General features: G+C 53.6%; 16 protein-coding genes. 6 read left to right on the top strand and 10 right to left on the bottom strand.

Features of this window, described 5'->3' with window-relative positions; all coding sequences use genetic code 11:
- Positions 1 to 13 precede the first annotated feature (13 nt).
- Positions 14 to 982, bottom strand: a complete 969-nt coding sequence (locus NST04_RS05880; RefSeq protein WP_341183543.1) for a Gfo/Idh/MocA family protein — start codon at positions 980 to 982, stop codon at positions 14 to 16.
- Positions 983 to 1,034: 52 nt separating this feature from the next.
- Complete coding sequence (locus NST04_RS05875) at positions 1,035 to 3,350, bottom strand: ATP-dependent DNA helicase (protein ID WP_341183542.1); 2,316 nt, start codon at positions 3,348 to 3,350, stop codon at positions 1,035 to 1,037.
- A gap of 281 nt (positions 3,351 to 3,631) precedes the next feature.
- Here NST04_RS05875 and NST04_RS05870 point away from each other — a divergent pair, with 281 nt between their 5' ends.
- Entirely contained in the window at positions 3,632 to 5,494 is a 1,863-nt protein-coding gene (locus NST04_RS05870; protein ID WP_341183541.1) for an LTA synthase family protein, read from the top strand.
- A gap of 71 nt (positions 5,495 to 5,565) precedes the next feature.
- Here NST04_RS05870 and NST04_RS05865 read toward each other — a convergent pair whose 3' ends face one another.
- Positions 5,566 to 5,997: a MarR family winged helix-turn-helix transcriptional regulator gene (locus tag NST04_RS05865; RefSeq protein WP_341183540.1), complete on the bottom strand. Its 432-nt coding sequence runs from the start codon at positions 5,995 to 5,997 to the stop codon at positions 5,566 to 5,568.
- Between the two features lie 237 nt (positions 5,998 to 6,234).
- On the opposite strand from NST04_RS05865, the gene NST04_RS05860 reads away from it, so the two are divergent.
- Both NST04_RS05860 and NST04_RS05855 read left to right on the top strand, forming a co-directional pair.
- Entirely contained in the window at positions 6,235 to 7,929 is a 1,695-nt protein-coding gene (locus tag NST04_RS05860) for a methyl-accepting chemotaxis protein (protein ID WP_341183539.1), read from the top strand.
- 668 nt (positions 7,930 to 8,597) lie between these two features.
- Positions 8,598 to 9,779 carry an IS110 family transposase gene (locus NST04_RS05855; protein ID WP_341183538.1) on the top strand — a complete coding sequence of 394 codons (1,182 nt, stop codon included), beginning with the start codon at positions 8,598 to 8,600 and terminating at the stop codon, positions 9,777 to 9,779.
- Positions 9,780 to 9,916: 137 nt separating this feature from the next.
- Here NST04_RS05855 and NST04_RS05850 read toward each other — a convergent pair whose 3' ends face one another.
- From NST04_RS05850 to NST04_RS05840, 3 genes are all read right to left on the bottom strand, one after another.
- On the bottom strand, positions 9,917 to 11,926 hold the full coding sequence (locus tag NST04_RS05850) for a putative bifunctional diguanylate cyclase/phosphodiesterase (RefSeq protein WP_341183537.1): 2,010 nt from the start codon (positions 11,924 to 11,926) through the stop codon (positions 9,917 to 9,919).
- A 225-nt stretch (positions 11,927 to 12,151) separates the two neighbouring features.
- Entirely contained in the window at positions 12,152 to 13,816 is a 1,665-nt protein-coding gene (locus NST04_RS05845) for a hypothetical protein (protein ID WP_341183536.1), read from the bottom strand.
- Entirely contained in the window at positions 13,809 to 14,609 is an 801-nt protein-coding gene (locus NST04_RS05840) for an ABC transporter ATP-binding protein (protein ID WP_341183535.1), read from the bottom strand. Before NST04_RS05840 ends, NST04_RS05845 begins: the two co-directional genes overlap by 8 nt.
- 158 nt (positions 14,610 to 14,767) lie before the next feature.
- Between NST04_RS05840 and NST04_RS05835 the strand changes: the two genes are divergently transcribed.
- On the top strand, positions 14,768 to 15,223 hold the full coding sequence (locus tag NST04_RS05835) for a hypothetical protein (RefSeq protein WP_341183534.1): 456 nt from the start codon (positions 14,768 to 14,770) through the stop codon (positions 15,221 to 15,223).
- A gap of 249 nt (positions 15,224 to 15,472) precedes the next feature.
- Here NST04_RS05835 and NST04_RS05830 read toward each other — a convergent pair whose 3' ends face one another.
- Genes NST04_RS05830 through NST04_RS05815 form a run of 4 tightly spaced genes read right to left on the bottom strand, consistent with a single transcriptional unit; the run spans position 15,473 to position 19,211 of the window.
- Complete coding sequence (locus NST04_RS05830; RefSeq protein ID WP_341183533.1) at positions 15,473 to 16,468, bottom strand: Gfo/Idh/MocA family protein; 996 nt, start codon at positions 16,466 to 16,468, stop codon at positions 15,473 to 15,475.
- A 14-nt stretch (positions 16,469 to 16,482) separates the two neighbouring features.
- Positions 16,483 to 17,436, bottom strand: coding sequence for a 1,4-dihydroxy-2-naphthoate polyprenyltransferase (locus tag NST04_RS05825; protein ID WP_341183532.1), 954 nt, complete (start codon positions 17,434 to 17,436; stop codon positions 16,483 to 16,485).
- A gap of 32 nt (positions 17,437 to 17,468) precedes the next feature.
- Entirely contained in the window at positions 17,469 to 18,242 is a 774-nt protein-coding gene (locus NST04_RS05820; RefSeq protein WP_341183531.1) for a DUF6081 family protein, read from the bottom strand.
- 48 nt (positions 18,243 to 18,290) lie between these two features.
- The gene (locus NST04_RS05815) at positions 18,291 to 19,211 is read right to left on the bottom strand and encodes a prenyltransferase (protein ID WP_341183530.1); all 921 of its coding nucleotides are present in this window, start codon (positions 19,209 to 19,211) and stop codon (positions 18,291 to 18,293) included.
- 171 nt (positions 19,212 to 19,382) lie between these two features.
- On the opposite strand from NST04_RS05815, the gene NST04_RS05810 reads away from it, so the two are divergent.
- Positions 19,383 to 21,752 (top strand): bifunctional diguanylate cyclase/phosphodiesterase, encoded by a 2,370-nt coding sequence (locus tag NST04_RS05810; protein WP_341183529.1) that lies wholly within the window; start codon positions 19,383 to 19,385, stop codon positions 21,750 to 21,752.
- 122 nt (positions 21,753 to 21,874) lie between these two features.
- A complete protein-coding gene (locus NST04_RS05805) occupies positions 21,875 to 22,498 on the top strand; it encodes an acetate uptake transporter (RefSeq protein WP_340994810.1) in 624 nt (207 codons plus the stop codon).
- The last annotated feature ends 171 nt before the right edge of the window (positions 22,499 to 22,669 follow it).

Below are 22,669 nucleotides of genomic sequence, written 5' to 3'. Positions count from 1 at the left end.
CTAAGACAGAGTCCTACAGCTTCACAGGCAATCCGCTCTGGGCAGATTCATACGCGGCGCAGGTTACCTTCAGCGTCTTGTACCCGTCCTCATAATCGCTGAGAATACGGGAGCGGTCTCCAGTGCGGACAGCGTACAGGAAGGCCTCGCTCTCTACCGCGTAGGGGTTGCCCGTATTCCTGTATTCCTTGCTGTCCCCGCTGCGGACCTCTAGAAGACGCTCCGGGTTCCAGTCCAGCATGCCGTTGTCATTATAGAAGCTGATTCCGGCCTTGTTCACCTCACCGGGCAGCACACAGGTATTGGAGATGCTGGCGATAATGCCGCTTGCAAGCTTCAGCGACACGGTGCCCACATCGGCTACAGTCACCCCTTCATGCTTCTCATGCATAATCCGGTTGCCGAACATGCCGTAGACCTCCGTCACCTCACCGGCCAGATAACGCAGCAGGTCAACAATATGCGTCGTCTGCTCCGTGAATTGCCCGCCGGACTGCTCCTGATTGCGCCACCACGCCACGCCGGGCATTCCGCCCATCCATTCTCCGGTAATCATCCCTACCTTGTCTCCGGCAAGCGTCTGCTTCAGCCGCTGGATATTCTCCTGGTAGCGGAAGTGATAACCTACCGAGGTCAGCAGCTGATGCTGTTTGATATCCTCAAGCAGACTTGCCGGAATGGCCGTACTTGAACCTAACGGCTTCTCGATAAAAAAGGGGATATCTCTACGGATCAGCGCCCGTTCAATCGCCCCGTGCGATTGTGGCGGCACACAGATGTAGACGGCATCCAGCTTGTGGCTGTCCAGCATCTCGGTAATCTCCCCGTAGCCTTCGGCCCCGTAAGGGCGGGCCATCTCTTCTCCCTTAAGCTTGCTGCTGCCGCAAACGGCCTTCAGCGACACATCCTCCATGCCCGCCAGCAAATCCGCATGTACCTTGGAGAACCAGCCTGTTCCAACAAGTCCGATATTAAGCGTCATGTCATTACCTCCTGAGTTGTCTGGTGAATGCCTTGTCAAAGATTATACCTGCTTAGGTCATCACAGAGTAGTCCTGCCACTCCTCTGGAAGCAGTTGCCTGTAGGATTGCTGCATGAAGCGGTCGTCAGCGAGCACAATGACCCCGCTGTCGCTCTCACTGCGGATCAGCCGTCCTCCGGCCTGTTGCACCTTGCACATCCCCGGGTAGATATAAGCATAATCGAAGCCGTTCTTGCCCTGTGACTGGAAATAGCTCCGCAGCAGATTGCGTTCCAGCCCCACCTGCGGGAGTCCGACACCTACGACCATCACCCCGTTCAACCGGTCGCCGGGCAGATCCACCCCTTCCGAGAAAATACCGCCCAGCACGGCAAAGCCAAGCAGCGGCTCCGGGTTATCCGGGCGGAAGGCCGCCAGGAAGCTCTCCCGCTCCGGCTCGCTCATCCCGCTGCCCTGCAGCAGCGTGGGGACTTCAGGGTACTTCTCAGTGAACACCTCATAGACATGCTTCAAGTAGAGATAGGAGGGGAAGAAGACCAGGTAGTTGCCCTTCTTAGAGACCAGGCCTTTGAGCGCATCACTAAGCGGCTGTATAGAAGCCTCACGGTCATGAAACCGGGTGGATACCGGCAGCACAGATACCTGCCACTGCTCTTTGTGAAAAGGTGAGGCCAGGCTCAGACTGTAGTCCTCCTCGCCCGCACCGATCATATCCCTGTAATACGAGAGCGGCGAGAGAGTCGCAGAGAACAGAATCTGGCTGCGGAAGCTCTTGCCCATTTGCTGCAGCAGATGCGACGGATCGAGATTGAACAGCTTCAGATACACATCTCCGCTGCGCACCTCGGCATAGGTGATGTAGCGTTCATCGTAGGTTTTGAAGGTGCGGAGCATCGCCTGTACCGCGTAATAGGTATCCAGCAGGCTGTTCTCCCCTTCCTCCTCTGCCTGCGCAGAGCCTACAGGAGAAGAGGGATTCAGCAGCTCCAGCTCGGCTTCGGCTGCGAAGTTCTCCAGCAGCTCCGGCAGCTCCTCGGGATAGGCCGCCCACTCTCCCGCCCCCTTGTCACTACAGCTCTTGCGCAGCGCAATGAAGAATGCGTTCACTGCTTTGGCGGCAGTGCCGAGCCGGGGATTCGCGGTTTTGTAGGCACGGCTAAGCGCCAGGAAGGGGGCCTTGGTAAGCGAGGCAGAATACATCTCCCGGCCCCGGTCTACCAGATTGTGCGCTTCATCCACCAGCAGCACTGTGTTCTTCTTACGTTCCTCGGACATACGTTTCAGACTGATGCGCGGGTCGTAGATATAATTGTAGTCGCAGATCACAACATCGCAGGCATAGGCGGCATCCAGCGAGAATTCAAACGGGCAGACCTGATGCTTATGGGCATAGCCGGCAATCGTCTCCCGGGTCATCAGCGTCTCATGCTCCAGCATGTCAATCAGCGCGCCGTTGATCCGGTCATAGTACCCCTCTGCATAAGCGCAGGAATCCGTGCCGCAGATCCCCTCCTCCCGGAAGCAGGCCTTCTCCTTCGCCGTCAGCGCAATGACATGCAGATGCAGCCCGCGGCGGTTCAGCATCGCGGCCGCCTCCTGCGCCGCGATCCGCGTAACCGTCTTGGCGGTCAGATAGAAGATACCGGCCGCCTTGCCTTCGCCCAGTGCTTTGACCGCCGGGAACAGGGTGGACATGGTTTTGCCGATGCCTGTCGGTGCCTGGGCAAAGAGGTTCGCCCCCTCAGCAATGGAGGTGTAGACTGCGGCAGCGAAATGGCGCTGGCCGGGCCGGTAGGCCGAGAACGGAAAGGACAGGGCCGCGATGCTCTCCCCTCTCTTCGCCTTGTAATGGACCATCATCTCGGCATACGGCGCATACCTGCTTACGGTCTCTAGTGCAAAAGCCGTCAGCGCTTCGCGGGACATCTCCCGGTAGAGACTGTACTGCGCCTCGCTCCCCCGCTGCACATAGGTGAGCTTCACCTGGATATAGGGAAGCTCAAGATCCGTTGCCAGCATGTAAGCGTACATGTAAGCCTGGGCCCAGTGTACCTCCTTCCCTTCAAATGCAGGGTCCGGAATTCCGGCCATGGACTTAATCTCCTCTACCGTCAGGCTCCCATCCTCTGCCGTAAGCAGGCCGTCGCAGCGTCCGTCAATCTGGAACAGCAGATCCCCGTAAGGAATTCCGGTCTTCAAATAGACCTCCTTGCGGTCCCCTTCCTTGTATTGCTTCTGGATCAGCTGATGGCTGCGCGTCCCCTCCGCCATGGCAGCCCCGCTGCGGAAGCCCGGCTCCAGACTGCCGCTGCTGTAGGCAAATTCCACAAGCGCCCTCACGGACAGTGTGATTTCTGTATGCTCCATCCGTCCCCACCTCCAATAATTTCCGCCAGCTTCCGCTGCGTATGGCTCATATTCTTCGTTTAACGCCGATATTAACCCGCCTGAGGGAATGGTCAGCGCCGGGTTCGTTCTAGCCGTAGTTTACGCGCGCTTCAGGGAGTATACGGCAGCTTCTGATTTTTGACATTCCTTCCCTGGCACTTCATAATAAGTTTTATTGATAATGGTATTCTTCTGTCCTCATGCTGCTGTTTCCTTTTCAGCCGGGAAACATGTTCATTTTATAGAAAGAAGGCGAAGCTGTGTCATCCCAAACTGTAAAACGATGGCTCCTTAAGCCATTTGTGTTCTTTTCCATTCTTTTTCTGTTCAAAAGCCTGCTGGCCTGGGGTGTAATCTTTGATGATTTAAAGTTCTGGCAATCCGTATTGACGGAGCTGCCCTTTGTCTGGGCCCTGTTTTTCCTGATTGAGCGCTTTGCTTCCAGACGGAAGCTCGGGTATTACATGACGGTCAATCTGCTGGTTACCGCGATCTTTTTTGCCGCCATTATGTACTTCAAATATTACGGGGTCATTGTCACTTACCATGCCGCCGAGCAGGTGAACCAGGTCACTGCCGTCAAGAACAGCGTATTCTCCTTAATGGACCCTTATTATCTGCTGATCTTCACGGACATCATTGTGCTGGGATTCTACTTCTTCATTAACAAGAACGGCCGCAATTATAAAAAAGATCAAATCAACCGGCGCAGTGGCCGGACGGTGCATGTCGTACTGTTCGCGGTCTCGCTCGGACTCTGCCTGTTCAATATTCTTCCGAATAAGGCGAGCATGAATGAGATCAAAAAGGCCCAGGAGATGGGCATCCTTAATTATGAAGCATACACGATCTTTGCCAAAGATAAAACCGAGCTGGTCCAGGCCAGTGAAATCACACAGAGCACGATTAACCAGCTCAAGGGCATCGACCCTTCAGCAGTCTCGGCTTATGCCGGTGTCGCCAAGGGCAAGAATCTGATTATCATCCAGCTGGAGTCCTTCCAGAGCTTCCTGATGGGTCTCAAGGTAGACGGCCAGGAGGTTACTCCTAACCTGAACCGCTTGATGGAACAGAGCCTGTACTTCACGAACTTCTATCAGATGGTCGGCCAGGGCAACACCTCCGATGCGGAATTCGTGGTCAATTCGTCCTTCTATATTCCTCCGCAGGGTGCGGCTACCATGTCTTATATTGACAAGCAGCTTCCGAGCCTGCCCCGTCTGCTGGGAGACAACGGCTATCAGACAGCCACGTTCCACACCAATGTAGTGGAATTCTGGAACCGGGGCGAGTTGTACAAGGCCCTCGGCTGGCAAAAGTATTACGATCACCAGTTCTTCGGTGACGAGGATGCCTTCTTCTTCGGCGCTTCCGATGAGGTGCTCTACCGCAAATCCTCGGAGAAGCTGAAGGAAATGAGCGATGCGGGCCAGCCATTCTATGCTCAGGTCATCTCCATGTCGGCGCATCACCCGTTCACTATTCCTGAAGAGAAGCACAAGATGAAGCTTCCTGAGCGGTATGAAGGAACCTTTGTCGGCGATTATGTGCGGTCGCAGAACTATGCGGACTATGCCTTCGGACAGTTTGTAGATGAACTGAAGGCGAGCGGATTATGGGAGAACAGTCTGGTTATGGTCTACGGCGACCATATGGGACTGCCGATCTATTCGCTGGATCATGACGACAAGCAGCTAATGAAGGAAATCTACGGATATGATTACAGCTACGCCAATATGCTCAACATTCCGCTGCTCATCCATGGTGAGGGAATTGCTCCGCAGAAGCTTGCGCAGGTAGGCGGAGAAGTCGATATTATGCCTACGGCCGCCAGCCTGCTGGGGGTATCGATGGATAACAACATCCATTTCGGCCAGGATCTGCTTAGCCAGTCCTACAATCTGCTGCCGCAGCGGTATTACCTGCCTACCGGCTCCTTCATTTCCAGCTCTGCCCTGCTGATTCCGGGCAACAGCTTCGAGGATAATACCCAATATCCGCTGGCGACCGGAGGTACTGCCCCGGCCGGCAACGAGGATGAATACAACCGCGCTCTGCGGCTGCGCCAGCTGTCTGACAGCTATGTTACACAATTGCCGGACAAAGAGCCTGCCGCAGAATAGCCAGACTAGACAAGACAAGAAGCAGCGCCTCTCCTTGAAGGGAGAAGCGCTGCTTCTTTGTGATCCTTATGTTAACGCTCCTGATTCTCCAGCATGAGGTAATAATCCGCGAAGTTCTCCAGCTCTGCCGGCTCCAGAATGGCCAGATGCTCTTCCAGCAGCAGCAATGACCGGCGCTGTGCTTCTTCCAGCACTTCTTGTCCCTTGCCCGTGATCGTGACGATTACCGCTCTGCGGTCATTCTCGTCCGTCACGCGGGCGATCAGCTCCAGCAGCTCCAGCCGGTCCAGCATGACGGTGACTGCACTGGATTTCACTTCCATCTTGTCCGCCAGCTGAATCACCCGTGCCTGCTGCTCCTGAAAGATCATATGCAACAGCCCGAATTGCGGCACAGTCAGCCCCAATTCCTTATGCATTGACATCTGCGACATGATTCTGCGCTGAACCTTCCACATGGATAATCCCACACGTTCGATCAAAGGATTGACTTCTTGTGACATCCCTTCAGCTCCCAGTCCGTTTGTTCTGCTTCAAGCGTACCATTATACCGGTCCGACATACAATATTTTTTGAATACGCGCCTACTTTTCAATGATTTTTTATACATAATCCATCATTTTCCGACACAAAAATTCTTTTTTTTGACTTATGCTCAAACCGCAGCGTATGCGCTATAATCGTAGCAGTGACCCCATAATTCACTTAATCTTTTAGAGTCAGGGCTGGTGATATTTGTTATGAAATTGGCAACAAAATTAACATGGATGATGCTGATTGTATTGCTGTTGGTTGGTTCATCCATAGGCTTCTTCGGTTATCATGCGGCTTACAAACAGATCGATGAAGCTGCAGGCATTGAATTGGTAGGCTGCGCCAATATAACTACCGGCTTAATTGATCCTGCAGACATAACCGCTCTGGCTGCCGGGGATACCAGCAAGCTGACTGCGATTGAAGACCGCATCGGATGGATCAGTGATCACAAGCCTATTTTCAAAGAAGCCTTCATTCTTTCGCTGGACGGCAAGGTACTGGCCGCTGACAAAAACTTCAAACAACGGGGATACAAAGCAGGAGACCCCTTCTACTTCTCTGATGAAGATAAAGAAATGATTACCACCATGAAGCATTCCGCCTACTCGAAGGTGTATACATATCAGGGCACCTCCCTCAAAACCGGCTACGGCCCCATCTATCAGGACCATGACCCTACCAAACCCATCATTGCATTAATGGCGATTAACTTCGACGGCCCCTTAATTCAATCCCGGACCATGGATATCATCACCCAGCCCTTCCTGATCGGCAGCTCCATTCTGATTATTGCGATTCTCGCCGCCTATCTGCTGATCCGCCGGATGGTCAGCCCGCTTACCAAGCTGTCCGCATCCGTTAACACAGTAGCCAAAGGAGATCTGACCCGGGAACCGCTGCTCTTCAAGGCCAAGGACGAGATCGGCGAGCTTGCCCGCGACTTCAATGCGATGACCCTGAGTCTGCGTGACCTGATTACACAGGTCAACGATACGTCCATGCTGGTTGCCTCCTCCTCCCAGGAGCTGTCCGCCAGCGCCCAGGAGACTAACCGGGCCGGAGAGCACAGCGTTAATGTCACGCTGGAACTGGCCGACGGGGCACATACCCAGCTGCAGAATCTGGAGGGCAGCTTCAAGGCCGTGCAGGATATGTCGCATTTCATTACCGAAATTGCAGGCAATGCCGACAGCGCAATGAACCAGGCAGCCATCAACTCCCAGAAGGCCCGGACAGGCCGGGAATCTATGGACTCGACTACTTCACAGATGGCTATTGTGGGTGCAAGCATCTCGGATCTTTCCGGCATTATCGAGACGCTCGGCAGCCATTCCAAAGAGATTGAGAATATTGTCGGCACCATAGCCAGTATTGCCGAGGAGACGAACCTGTTATCCCTCAATGCGGCGATTGAAGCTGCACGGGCCGGAGAAGAGGGCCGTGGCTTCGCCGTTGTCGCAGGCTCTGTACGCAAGCTGGCTGAACGTTCAGCCGGATCTGCCCGCCAGATCGGCGAGCTGGTCAGTCTGATTGTCCAGCAGATGGACAAGGCCGGAGAGACCATGAAGCACTCCACGGAAGAGATGCATCACGGCAAAGAAATGATTATAGCGGCCGGGCATTCCTTCTCCGAGATTGAGTCGTCCGTCTCCGATATGTCTTCCCACAGCCAGCAGATTTCAGCCACTGTCCGTGAGCTGGCCCTGCTCTCTGAGGGACTTGTCACTTCGATCCAGAAGATCGTGGCGGTCTCCAATCAGACAGCTGAGGGCGCGGAGACCTTGTCCGCCTCGTCCCAGGAACAGCTTGCGGCCATGCAGGAGGTTGAATCCTCCGCTACATTCCTCTCCTCCCTGGCAGAGAAGCTGCAGGTATTGGTCGAGAATTTCAAAATTTAGGCCGGAGTATCATACATTCTTCAAGACAAAATCACCCTGCGGGTGAAGGATGCTCGCGCCTTCTCTCACCGACCGCTTGTAAGGGGCAGCATTGTTGCACATTTTGCAGGATTTCTCTATAAATGTTACCGGCTATGGAGGATTGTTGCATCATTTGCAGGATTTTTGGTATTTAGAGTAAGTTAGCGCTGGATTTGTTGCAATTCGTGCAGGATTTCAGCATAGACCGCTCCTATGGGGCAACAATCTTGCACTTCTTGCAAGATTTCTCTATAAATGTTACTGGCTTTAGAGCATGGGGCCCTTCCCCCGGCATAGCAGCACCCATTGTATTCGCTTTTTCGCATACAATTCTTAAGTAACTAAAAAGGCTGCCCTGATGCGGAACAACCCTCCACATCCAGGACAGCCTTTCGTATTATTAGGTCAACCAGAGATTACTGGTTGGCCTTTTTTAATAACCGTTTTACGATGGAGGCAGCCGGGAGAACGTGACAGCCTCTGGGGATAAACCCCGTACTAAAAACAGTTCTCCCACCGCCCCCTTCTACCATGTTTGAGCTGGTTGAGGCCCTGACCTCGTATCACAAGCGAAGCTGTGGAGTAGGAACCATTGTGGGAATACCGGCGAATTCGAATGAGGAGGAGAAGATGAAACTGTTATTGGCATGGATGTAGCCAAAGGAAAATCTGTTGCCCAAGCATTTGTTAAGCGGAACTATCCTTTTGGACGAGTCCAAGAAATTCTTCATACCCCTAAAGGGTTTGAAAAGCTAAAACAACTCTTGGAGGAATTAGAGCAGAAGACGACCCACAAGCCAGCCGTTATTTTAGAACCCACCGGACATTATCATCGTATCCTGGTGTTCTATTTGCAACAGGCTGGATATGAAGTCATTCTCGTCAATCCGTTGCAGGCACAGAGAGCAAGAAGAACTGGTTTGCGTAAAGTCAAAACGGACGCATCAGATGCCTGGCATTTAGGGGAGCTGTACTATCAGGAAGAAAACTGGTCTACCTATCCTGGACGGAAAGAAGCGTTGGTGGACTTACAGTTCTTAACCCGAGAGCATGAGTTTATCACAAGCTTGTACGTTCAAGCCAAACTGAACATGCGTACACTTGTAGATCAGATCTTTCCGAGTTACGAGGGTGTGTTTAAAGACTTATATTCCAAAACCTCCTTGAACTTGCTAAAAGCTTGTCTCACTTCAGAAGGGGTGAAGGCTCAGACTCCAGAAGCTTGGATGGGCATGGTGAAAGCGGCTACCCAGGCTTCACGCTCTGAAACTTGGATGAACCGCAAGGTAGAAGCACTACAGAACGCAATCGCGGATAATCCCGTGCAGCGCGTTCCTTATGGTCTGGAGATGGCGCTGCGAAGCCTGCTGGCTCTTGTTCGTGAATTTCAAAAGCAACTTACAGAACTCGAAAAAGTGATCCTTGAACTGTCACAAACTCTGAACGAAGTTCAGCTTCTGGAATCCATCCCTGGGGTCGGAACAAAGTTAGCCACGGCCATTGTTTCGGAAATCGGGGATGCTTCACAGTTTCGCCATCCCAAACAACTGGTGGCCTACGCCGGAATCGATCCAAGCGTCTTCAGTTCAGGGAAGTTTGTGGCTACGCAGAACAAGATCACGAAACGGGGTTCCAAGCGACTACGACGAGCGATGTATTTGGCGGTAACATGCGGATTACGACGAGGAATAAACCCTGGTCTCAGGGAGTATTACGACAGAAAAAAGAGTGAAGGAAAGCCCCACAAAGTAGCCGTGATCGCTTGCGCCAACAAGTTACTCCATCACGTGTACGCTATGCTTAAGAAAGGGCAACCCTACACTCTTTAATTGATTTCATCCATAAACTTCCATTTCGTGGAGGTTTATTTGATATGCTTTTTTACAGTATATCAAATGTACACGTTCTTCAAAAGCTCGACTTGACATACCATTAGCTGGTTTTTGTGCAACAGCACCCAGGAACATTATGCCGTATTCTCAATAAACCATTGGCCTAATTCATTAACCGGCATCGGACGCCCGTAGTAGAAGCCCTGCATTACCCGGCAGCCCAGTGATTGCAGCAGCTCAATCTGCTCCGTAGTCTCCACGCCCTCGGCCACAACCTCCATGTTCAGATTGCTGGCAATGGCAATGATGTTGCTGATGATCGCTTTCTTGGAATGCATCTTGCTCTTCCGGATGAAGACCTGATCGATCTTCAGGGTGTTCACTGGAATCTCATCCAGATTGCCGAGGGAAGAGAAACCGGTTCCGAAATCATCCAGGGATACCCGCACACCGAGATCCCGCAGCTTGGAGAGCTGGGCAACCGTCTCTTCCATATTGTTCATTGCAATCGACTCAGTAATCTCAAGTTCAAGGAAATGCGGCGCAAGGCCTGAACGCGACAAAGCCTCTTCCACTACCTCATACAGGCATCCGCCTTCAAACATCCGCGCCGACATATTAATCGAGACTGCTACACTGGCGACCTTCGCCTGATGCCAGAGCATATTCTGTCCGCACACCTCATGCAGCATCCAGTATGTAATAGGAACAATCAGGCCGGTCTCCTCGGCGATCGGAATGAACTCTCCCGGAGAGATGACGCCATGCTCCGGATGTCTCCAGCGCAGCAGCGCTTCAAGCCCCACGGTGACATTCAGCAGCGAATCCCATTTGGGCTGGTAGACCACCATGAATTCCGAGCGGGCCAGCGCCTTGCGCAGATCCTTCTCAAGTAGCATCCGCCGGACCTGATGACGGTTCATCTCCAGATCGAACACACTGAATTTATTCTTGCCCGAATCCTTGGAGGTATAGAGCGCCGTATCAGCTGCCTTCATTAACGCCGAACGGTCGGTGCCGTGCGCCGGAGTCATGCTGATTCCCACACTCGCAGTTACGTACAATTCGTTACCTTCAATACTGTAAGCCTTCTTGAGCTCCTGGAGGATATGCTGTGCCACTTCCTCCGCTGCCGCGGCGGTGCAATCCGGCATAGCAATCAGGAATTCATCCCCGCCAAGCCGGAACACCTTCCCCTTCCCGCCCACACAGCAGGTCAGCCTGGCAGATACCTCACACAGCAGCAAGTCTCCAATATCGTGCCCAAGCGTATCATTAATCGATTTGAAGCGGTCCAGATCAACAAAAAACACGGCGCCGGAGACCCCGCCGAAGAAATCATCCTTGAAGTAGCGCTCCAGACCATGCCGGTTCGGCAGCTCGGTGAGCGGGTCATGATAGGCCATGCGCTCCAGTACATCTCTGTCCAGAAACACAGTCCCGCCGGAGATCGCCAGCACGAACAGGGTAACCAGTGAAATCCCTGTCAGCAGAACCACATCGGTCTCCATCAGTATCGGGGCAGATGCCTGCCAGCTGTAATTATGCAGGTCGCTTGCTCTCAGACTCGTATAATGCATACCGGTAACCGCCAGAGCGATGAATAATGCCGAATACAGCTTCCAGCGGCTGAAGCCCGTATGATCCTTGAATCTGCGGAACATTAGAATGCCGATGTAGGAAGCGGCAAGGGCGATCAGTACCGATACAGCCTGGTCCATTGCCCTGTAATGAATCTTGTCCTCCATCTCCATGGAGGACATTCCGGCATAATGCATGAACGATATGCCGCTGCCGAGTATGCCGCCGCCCGCAAGAAGCCGCCAGCTTCTCTGGCGGGGAGCCGTAACCATCTGCAGAGTTGCATAACAGGAGGACATAATAATGAGGAGAGATACTGCAGCCATCACCGGATGGTAGCTGACCTTGAACGGCAGCCGGCTGGCCATAATGCCGATAAAATGCATGGCCCAGATCCCGCCGCCAAGCACACCGGCACCCGAGAGCAGCCAGAGACGTCTGACCCGGCCCGCGGAATGGGAAACCTGCGAAATCAGATTAAGCGCGGAATACGCTGCAACGGCAGCAAGCGCATAGGATAGTAAAACAATCCAGATATTATAGTGGATTCCCATTTGATCCATAGTTGACCTCTTCACTGGTTATAGTATCAGCGTCGTTTCAGCGTCTATCTTAAGTTAAAAATCAATATACGAATAGCGGATAAATGGAAGAGTATATAATGATTACAGGTATTCTCTGAAAACTAACTTTAGCTGTATTTTACCTTGTATTTACCGGGCTGTCTAAGTAAATAATGGAACTTGGAGCCTTTTTCGAACGCCGGCAAAAATTGTCCATATTTGTCCTCAGCCGCCTGCGCGGAGGGTTGGAAATCCGTTGTCCCGGGAGGTGTCTGGCAGGAAGGCCCTGCGCCAAATCCAGGCATTTGCAGCTACCAGAATTACCATGTAGATGTAGATTCCTGCAGGAATCAGGGTGAAGACATAGTGCACTCCGGCAAGCCCCCCCAGAATGAACAACTGCACAAAGGCACTGCCGGTGAATTCCTTCCGCTGCGCCGCCTCATACTTCTCTGAGAACGGAAGCGCCTTCGGGAACGTAAGGAAACAAATCACGGCATACAGCAATAGAGCCAGCAGGACAACTGCCATATCTGCAATAATCCAGGAGCCTAAGAGAGCAATGAACACCGCCGCCTCCAGCAAAAAGAGCGGCACCAGCAGCTTCACGACCGCTGCCTTCAGCATTCCCCGGTAGACCAGCCCCTTGCCCGGCAAAGGAATTACCTGATAGATCCATGCCCCCTTATAGCTGGCCGAGTAACGGACCATCTGCACGACTGTCATCAGCAGCAGCGCGCTGTAATAGATAAACAGAAAGGACTTGGAGCTTCTGATCCCGGCCAGATCGCCGCTCCACACCTGATTGAAGATGAAGATAAAGGGAAAGATCAGCGAGAAGCCGATGGTCGGATATACCCGGAGCTTGAACTCGCGTTCATTCTTCATCATCGACCAGGTGAAACGGAAGAACATGGCCTCCGCTTTGTTCCGGCACACGCTCTCCGACAGCACCCGGGCAAGCCGCCCGCTATCCCGGCCCTCTGCGCCATGCTCAGCCAGCTTCTGAAGGCTGCGTTCAAATACCGGCATTAGCCGGATGTAAGCCGCGAACATTACGGCAGGCACCACCACAGAGAGCGCTGTCAGAATAATCACTGGGCGGCTGCCTGTTCCGCCGCCCAGCAGTTCGAACGGCGCTCCGAACCAGACTGGCGCCAGCAGGAAATGCCACCAAGCGGGAATGAAATCTAGGCCCAGCTCCGATAGATTGAATATCCGGCTTACCAGCTGGGCACCGACAGTTACCGCCACAGACAGGACAATCTGTACGTAGTTGATAATGTCCTTGAGCTTTTCCCCGTCAAAGAACCTCAGAATCAGCAGATAGATTAGCGCAGTGAATACCAGAATGAATCCGTCCATCAGCAGAATCTCAGCCGCGTACACAAAGAAGAAGCCCGGCCCGTGCCGGAATAGAGAGAACAGCAGTGAAGGACCAGTGAAGGTCAGCGTTAAGGTCAGCAGATAGATCAGAATATGTAAGCTCTTGGCCATGTTCAAGGTGCGGCGGTCCACCGGCTTGGAGAAGAGGATGTTCTTGTCACGTAAATCCAGCATTACCGTCGAGAAATCGGAGATCAGCGTCGTGGTGATCAGGAACATCACTATACTGAACAGCAGACTCATCATCAGCATATGATGATCTCTGGGTGCGACCATAGCGATCAGCATCAGCCCCAGCAGCAGATAGAGCCACTGGACTCTAAAAGGGGAGCCTTCCATATCCAGCTTGGAATTCTGCGACCCGGAGAATAAGGTAGGTGTCCGTCTGCCATCCATCGTCAGCTTCACCTGAAGAATACGGCGCATGAGCGCATAATCGGCTCCCAGGCCCTTAAAGATCCACTGTATCCGGTCAAGCAGCTTCAGAATCCGGAATTCATTCATGCGCCGCACCCTCACCTATCACGGCTACGAACTCACCCGCAATATCCTTGTATCGATCGAACCCGGTCAGCTGATTGAAAATCTCCTCCAGCGACCCCTCCCGGCTCTGCTCCCGCAGCTGTGTGAAGGTTCCGTCTGCGACAATATCTCCTCCGTCCAGCAGGATGATCCGGCTGCTGATCCGCTCGACCACATCCATAATATGCGAGGAATAAAAGATCGTCTTACCCCTGGCGGCAAGCGTGGCGAAGATCTCCTTAACCACCATGACACTGTTGGCATCCAGTCCGCTGAGCGGCTCATCCAGGAACAGAATATCCGGGTCGTGCAGCATGCTGGCAATCAGCAGCACCTTCTGCTTCATTCCCTTGGAGTACGAGGCAATCCGCATATCGTAAGCCTTCTCCATACCCAGCAGCCCCATCAGCTTCCGCGCCTTATCATCGGCATCGGCCTGCTTCAGTCCATACAGTTCACCGGTGAAGGTCAGATACTCCCGCGCTGTCAGGCTGTCATACAGCTCTGCCACCTCGGGTACGTAGCCGATCCTTCTTTTGTAAGCTGTATCCCCGTCCGAGATATCCCTGCCAAAAATCCGTATCGTTCCGTTATATCCGTCCACCAGCCCGAGCATAATCTTGACTGTCGTGCTTTTACCGGCCCCATTGGGTCCGATATATCCGATAATCTGCCCGCGGTATACCTTCAGATCAATCCCCCGCAGCACCATCCGGTCACTGTAATTCATCCACAAGCCCTCAATTGAGATCACCGGCTCTTCCGTTAAGCCCATTGACGTCTCTCCCCCTTCGGTAAGCATACTTTTCCTTCCGGCAACAGAAAGTACCATTAACCCTATTCTAGCAAATTTTAGCACTTGATTCCTGTGATTTATCGCAGCGGGAATTCTGCATCGACCCGAAAAACAGCAAAAGGGGTGTCCCATAAGCCATGCAATGGCTGGGACACTCCCTTGTTTTGGAGTTGGATGGACGTTTGCGCTCGGTGAGGACGCTCCGCGAACGAAACGTTGTTACAATCGCTGTGCTTTCCAGATTTTTTTACATTCCCCTTAACGGTGAAAATCTGGAGACCAAGGCGACCGCTGCCGCTTTTCCACAATCATTTCGTTCTCTCCGCTGTTTAAGCGGGATATACACCATGGACCCACTTTGCTTGCCAATGGATCTCGAAGAAGATATTCAAGAGCATCACCTCGTTCGTGTCGTAAATGCTTCTGTCCATCGGCTGGACGACGCCATCTTTGACGACCGGGGCTTCTGGCGTTTTCTGCTTCGCGGTATCAAAAAAGTGACGCTTGAGGTCGATTTGCTTTCCGCTTTTGAAGATAGAGGCCTGTCTCCGCTAGTATGGGATAGCCCCTTGATGAACTTGCTATGCTGCTGAGGAAGCGCTGCTATTGCACCAGCAAATTATAAATAACCTGCGCCGCCTGTGCTCTCGTAGACAGCTCCGCGTTTGTAATCTGCCGGTCCGGCTTTAACCACCAGTGCTGGGGCTGCGCTGGCCTTAGTCTGCACGGCGGCAGCTACAGCCGGGGTTGCTGATATATAAAGACACCAAAAAGCAGCGATTCCTCCGCGGTTGGAAGAATCGCTGCTTTTTGGCGCTGTTTATGAAAATGAACTCAAATAATTACCCCAAGCGGATCCGCTCACGCCTCCGGGCAGATTCCAGACAGCTCTCGATCAGCCTCATATTCAGCAGCGGGTCCTCCTCCGCAATCCATGGCTTGCCGCTGAAGACTGCCCTGGCGAAATGGTCGGCCTGCTGGACGTAAGGGTTGGCTCCGACGGCTGCGACACGCCGGGGCTCACCGCCGCCGTATACGAAGAACTCTGCATCATCGAATCTCGCATTGAACGGCATCGGAATCTCGATCCGCCCCTGCGTACCGAGCACCTCCAGCAGCTGGCGGTTGTAGGCCCACATCCCGCAGTCGAAGATCAGGCTCTTCCCGCCGGGGAACTCCACCAGCCCGGAGGCCACCATATCTACATTGTCATGCTCCGGCGAGAACAGCGCGTGCACGGTTACGGCCTCCGGCTCTGTACCGAACAGCATCCGCGCGGCCGTAAGCGGATAGCAGCCGACATCGTAGAGCGATCCGCCTCCCCAGGCAGCATTGAAGCGGATGTTGGAGGTATCCGTAGCATCGTTGTAAGTGAACGTGCCGCGGATGGTACGCACTGCACCGATCTCGCCGCTGGCGATAATCACCTGCAGCTCATTGATGCGCGGATGATGGCGGTACATATAAGCCTCCGCCAAGTGAACGCCCGCCTTCCGGCAGGCCTCTACCATCTCGCCCGCCTCACGGCTGTTCAGCGCAATCGGCTTCTCGCATAGGATATGCTTACCGGCTTCAGCCGCGCGGATCACCCATTCACAGTGCAGATGATTCGGAAGCGGAATGTAGACGGCATCCACCTCCGGGTCCGCAAGCAGCTCTTCATAGCTGCCGTAAGCCTGCTCAATGCCGAATTCGGCGGCTACGCTGCTGCTCTTCGTGAGTCCCCGGCTGGCCACCGCCCGGATCACCCCGGTCTCGGACTCCTGGATAGCCGGCATTACCGAGCCTGTAGCGATCTGCGCGCAGCCCATTATTCCCCAGCGAAGCTTCTCTGCCAAAGTTATCACCTTCCTTATCTTAGTGTAACCCATATAACAGCTATACCCAGCACAAGGATTCTTGCCGCACTCATCAGCACGAAATTCTTCACCGCCAGAATGAAGGTCGTGCCTTTATGCTGCTCCTGATAGAAGCGTGCAATATTGCGGCACAGCGGAATCAGGGTCAGCAGGAGCAGCAGGACCAGGACCGGATGGACCCCGAGCAGCACCAGCACAATCAGATCGGCAAAAGACACATAATAGAGCAGCCTCCACAGCAGCAGTGCATTCTCCCGACCGATGTACACCGGCAGCGTGTATCTGCGGTTCTCGATATCATCCTCAATATCGCAAATATTGTTCGCCAGCATAATTCCGGCAATGCCCAGAATCGCCGGGACGGAGAACCAGAACAGATACAGTACCTCAAGGAAATTGATATGCAGGCTGATCCATTCGCCCTTCAGCAGCAGCGTGACCACTGCCTGATCCGAATGAATATAGGCCGAGATGAAAATAATGACGAACCCCATGAACAGCCCGGAGAACAGCTCACCGAGCGGCATCCGCGAGATGGGGATCGGTCCGAAGGAGTACAGAATACCGATCAGGAAGGACAGTCCCCCGAGCAGGAACACCAGCAGTCCGGTCTGGAATACCAGGGCAATACCCCCGCCTGCCGCCAGCACAAGGAGAATGACGATCAGCGCCACCACCGTAGACTCCTTCAGCTTGAAGCGGACAATCGGATTATGGGTCTCATACCCGTAGCCATGGGTTTTGGCGGCCTTTTTGAAATCATAATAGTTGTTGATCGCTGTTGTTGCCATATCAAAGCTTAAGAGAGACACCAGCATCAGCACGAAGCGCAGGATATAGAAGTCCTCGAACCGGTACAGGGCATACAGTGTCCCCAGCAGCAGCGGGAGCATACTGGCAACCTTCGTCGGCAGCTCGACAAACTTGAAGAAAGTTCTTAGATTCACAGCCATTCATCCTTATCAGTCATATGAGCACGTTATTGTGCGGTAGTTGTAATGGTAACCGGCGACCATTCAGCGATAACCGTCTGTCCGTGCGCCGACACGCTGCCTTCCGGGGTCAGGTCCTTCTCCGTCATAATGCCCAGAGCGATGGTGAAGCTGTTGAATTTCACGGGCACATTCCGCTCGCGCCGCACCTCATTCCCATTCACATAGAAGACAGCCTCATTATTGCCCCGGTGGTAGGTGATGGCGTACGTGTTGAATTCACGCGGCTTGAAGTCCGTATCCTCCTTGAAAATACAGAAGTATTTGGTTCCCCCCGTCTCGGGTACGGTTACCCCGGGGAACGGAAGGATGCCGTACACACTTGCATATTTATCGTTACCCGCGAAGAAATCAAGCGCCGCGCCTGTGGTGAAATCCAGCAGATTCAGCGACACATAGCCGTCATACAGATCCCCCGGAGCCGTGCCCTGCGTGCGGGCGCGGATCTGGAGCTCGAAGCGGATTTCGCCTTCCTCCGGAACCTCTACCGGCTGGGCCGAATAGTACATATGCTTGGCATTATCCAGAATCTGCACTTGATCATGCTGGCGGCTCAGCTGAGCCCGCACGTACAGGTAACCGTTACGCACGATCACAACCGCTTCCGGCTCACGGTACGCCCAGAACGAGCCGTCCGGCAGCTTGAAGCCGCCCGTCTGCCAGACCTTTCCTTCCTCCAGAATCGTATGGAAATCCCCGATCACCGTTTGCTTGCCCTGTACAGCAGGCATACCTTCGTTCTCTGGTTGTTGCTTGTCCATGAATTCTCCCGCTTTCTGTAGTGTAGTAACCTATCCATTTCTTATATTTTAAAATAGCCCCTGGATCAGCAGCGCCACCGTCATGACCGCCCCGCAGCGTACCGATGCGCGCTGTGAAGCACCCATAAGCGGCAGATAGGCTTCAGAAGGATTCTCCGGCTGGAGGCTGCGGTAAATCCGAATCGGGGCAATGGCTGTCAGCAGAGCGAGCAGCGCATATACCGGCAAGATATGAAGCAGCACACACGCAATCAGTGAGGCATAAGAGATATAGAGCAGCACCTGAGAGAACACCAGCGCTCTGCGCTCCCCCCATACCACGACCAGTGTAAGCTTGCCGGCCTGCTTGTCAGCTCTCCAGTGCAGAAAGTGATGATTGAACAGCAGCAGGGTAGTGAGCAGCCCGCTTGGCAGCGACAGCAGCACCGGCTTCAGGCTGAACGCTCCGGTCTGAACGAAATAAGCGCCCAGCACCGGCATGAGTCCAAAGGCCAGGAAGATGGCAAGCTCGCTGTAGCCCTTGCCCCGGTATCCGAACCGCAGCGGCGGCGCCACATAGAAATAAGCGATCAGCGCCCCTCCGGCCACAAACCAGAGAATCTCCCAGCCGCTGTACAGGCTGAGCAGCAGGCCGCAGCCAGCCGCAACGGCCAGCAGCCCCCAGGTCAAGAGGGCAAACAACGACTCACGCATGATGCCCCCGGACAGGAACCCGGAGTTCGTGGAGATAGCTCCAGGAGTATGCTGGGCCTCTGTATCGGTTCCGTTGCGGAAATCCCACAAGTCATTTACCATATTGGAGAATAAATGCGCAGCCGCCGCTCCAATGAACGTTATTACAAATAAAAACGGATGGAATACTCCCTGCCATACATAGGCCCCGGCCGTTCCCAGGATAACCGGTATGAGCATAACAGGAATCACTCCAAACCGTGAGGCTTTCTTAAATAGGGTCCACTTCTCCATCATGCCAAGAATGATCTCCTTTTATTATTATTTGATAATTATTATCATTAAATTATTATACATCAAAATTCGACACTTCGGGCAGATTTACGCTGCAAAATATTCCCTAATCGTGGTACACTATAATCGATGGTACTTATTTCCTATTAAATCTTAAATAATGAAGGGGATCAGATGAAACTCCGCAAAAAAATAATCATCTTCATTAGTTTTATCGCTATCCTCGGCATTGGTGCCACCTATCTGATGCTTCACCTGATTCTGCTGAACCGCTTCGAGAAGCTGGATGAGGCAGAGCTGGAGCGCAACCTGAGCAAGGCTACCGCTGCTTATCATCAAGAGCTGGAGAAGCTGAGAACAGGACTCCTTGATATTGCTGTCCGTGATGAAACCTACCGGTTCATGGAGAGCGCAGCGGCTACCGGCTCTGCTGACTCCGGCAGTACGACTGCCGCCTTCATCCGCAGCAGTCTTGAACCGGCTGCTGATCCAATGAATCATTTCGATATGATTGCCCTGCTTGATCTGGACGGACAACCACTGTATGGCGGCACTTATGATCTGCCGGCAGGAATAGTCACCCCGTTAACCCAGGAGCAGCTAACGCTAATGAAGCTGATCCGAAGCCGTCTGCCTGTGCCGCAAGCTACCGGCGAGAGCCGGAGCGGCTTCATTAATCTGGACAAGGGCACTATGCTAATTACCCTTGCCCCTATTCTTAACAGCGGCAGAGACAAGCCGGTCATCGGAACAGCCATTGCCGGACGGATGCTGCACCAGGACGAGATCGCGCAGATCTGGGAGGATACCCTATCCACGATGGAGATGTCGCGCCTCACCACCCCCCTGCTTGCGGACAGCGGAGGCCAGCGCGTATGGACCAGCCCTGTCTCAGACGGGCAGATGTGCATTCATACAGTACTAGACGATCTGTTCGGCGATCCCGGAATGGTTCTCACCCTGAAGGAACCCCGCCAGTTCTACAACAGCGGGCTCAAATCGCTCTCCACCTTCCGTATATTCTATTCTATCTCCATTATGGTAATGCTGGGCGCAAGCCTCCTCTTCGTGAACCGGTTCATCCTGAGAAGAATGTCTTCTCTGGTCCGCAACATCCGTAGAATCGGCAGCAGCAAGGATCTGTCGATCCGGATTCCCAGCTCCGGGCAGGATGAATTCAGCGAGGTTGAGGTCGAATTCAACCGGATGATTGATTCGCTGGAGCAGACCCAGGACGAGCTGCGGCAGCAATCGATGCTGGACCCGCTGACCCGGCTGCCCAACCGCTCCCTGTTTTTCGACAAATTAAATGAAGCGATTGCCGCCGTCAAGGGCAGTGAACGCCAGATCGTGCTGGTCTTCATTGATCTGGATCATTTCAAGACGGTGAACGATACCCTCGGCCATGACTTCGGCGATGCTATCCTGAAGGAGACTGCGTTCCGCATCACACAGGTTGTCGGCAAGCATGATGTGGTCTCCCGGCTCGGCGGTGATGAATTTACCATTCTGCTCTACGATGTGCCTGATGAAGGCAGCATTGCCCGGCAGCTCTCCCGGATTCAGGAAGCCCTGTCCATGCCGCACCGGATCAAGGGACATCTTCTATATAATACCGCCAGCATCGGCATCAGTATTTATCCGCAGAACGGGGAAGACGCCGATTATCTGGTCAAGCAGGCGGACCTGGCCATGTTCCATGTCAAGGAGACCGGCCGCAATAATATTTTTCAGTATTCAGAGGATCTGGAAGCAGGCATCCGGCGCAAAAAGGTGCTGGCCCAGCAGCTTCTCTCGGCTGCCGCCGGGAACGAGTTCGAAGTGCACTACCAGCCGATCCTCCGCACGGGACAGCTGCAGGTATCCAAGGTGGAGGCCCTGCTGCGTTGGACCAGTCCTGCTTACGGCAATATCTCACCGGCCGAATTCATTCCGCTGGCGGAGAGCAGCGGCTCTATCGTCGGCATCGGCAGCTGGGTGCTGCGCCAGGTGTGCTCTGATATGCGCGATTTCCGCAGCCGGGGGCTTGAGCTCACCGCCGCGGTGAACATCTCCGCGCTGCAGCTCATGCAGCCGGGCCTGCTGGAGCTGCTCTTAGAGCTGCTGGATGAATATGAGCTGCCGGCCTCCAGCCTGGAGCTGGAAATCACGGAGAGCGTGCTTGTCTCCGGCGACGGCATCTTCCTGTCGCTGCAGCAGCTTCGGGCCCACGGGTTCCGGATCTCACTGGATGATTTCGGTACAGGCTTCTCCTCCCTCAGCTATCTGCGGCGCTTCCCGGTCGATGTGATCAAGATTGACCGCTCCTTCATCTCCGAGATGTCACGGGAGGCCCAAGGGGATGTGCTGGTCAAGGCGATTATCGAGCTGAGCCATAATCTGGGGCTGCGTGTAGTCTCGGAAGGCATCGAGCATAGAGAGCAATTCGATATGCTGCGGGAGCTGGGCAGCGACGAGCTTCAGGGTTACTATATCAGCCGGCCGCTTCAGGCCCAGGCGCTGTATTCTTTTCTGGAGCAAGGTAATTATTACACCGGACGATAAGAGACTTCTTTTATAGGCAAGCTACTAGCGATATGATATGATAGGCAGGCTGATAACAGCACCCGATCCAGGGTGCTGTTATCCTATGCGAACACTTATGAAAATTGGAGGCTTTCATTGTTATGTCAGCGCAACCGCACACCGCACAGTCCGTCAAAATCGTTACCGCCGACCCCAGCGCCATCGGCCTATTCGGACTGGCCATCGTCACCCTGGTCGCTTCTTCACAAAAGCTCGAAATTACAACAGGTCTCAGCTATGCTATTCCATGGGCCATCTTCCTCGGAGCCTTCGCCCAGCTATTCGCATCCATCCAGGATGCCAAGCACAACAATACCTTCGGCATGACTGCCTTCGGCGCCTATGCGTTCTTCTGGTTCGGCATGGGAGCAAGCTGGCTGATCAAGCTCGGTGTATTCGGTGCAGTGCTGGCAGAGGGTGTTGACCCCAAGCAGCTGGGATTTGTTTTTGCAGGATATCTTGTGTTCACACTCTTCATGACGCTCGGCGCCGTTGAGGCGAACCGCGTACTGCTCATTATCTTCATCCTGATCGACTTCCTGTTCCTCGGACTCTCGATGGATGCCTTCGGCGTCGCTGCGGAATTCTTCCACAAGCTGGCTGCCGTATCGGAAATGGCGATCGGTATCGTATCCCTATACGGCTGCGGCGCATCTGTGCTCAACGCCCACTTCGGACGTACCTTCCTGCCGATTGGTGCCCCGCTGGGCATCTTCAAAAAATAGCTCCGGCTTCCAGCCGGGCAGGGCCATGCCCTCTGTCAAAAAACTCGGATAAATGCTTACTGCCCTTTTATGCAGACGGTGTTTATCCGTTTTTAGATTCAGCCTGGTTTTGTTAGGAATTCCCTTGCGCAAACACGATAATAATGACATGCTATAGATACCCAAGCGACA

It is taken from the genome of Paenibacillus sp. FSL H7-0756 (assembly GCF_038006765.1).
Taxonomy (GTDB): Bacteria; Bacillota; Bacilli; order Paenibacillales; family Paenibacillaceae; genus Paenibacillus_AQ.
Note: the sequence above shows the minus strand (reverse complement) of the source record. Positions and strands in the feature narration are given on the sequence as shown.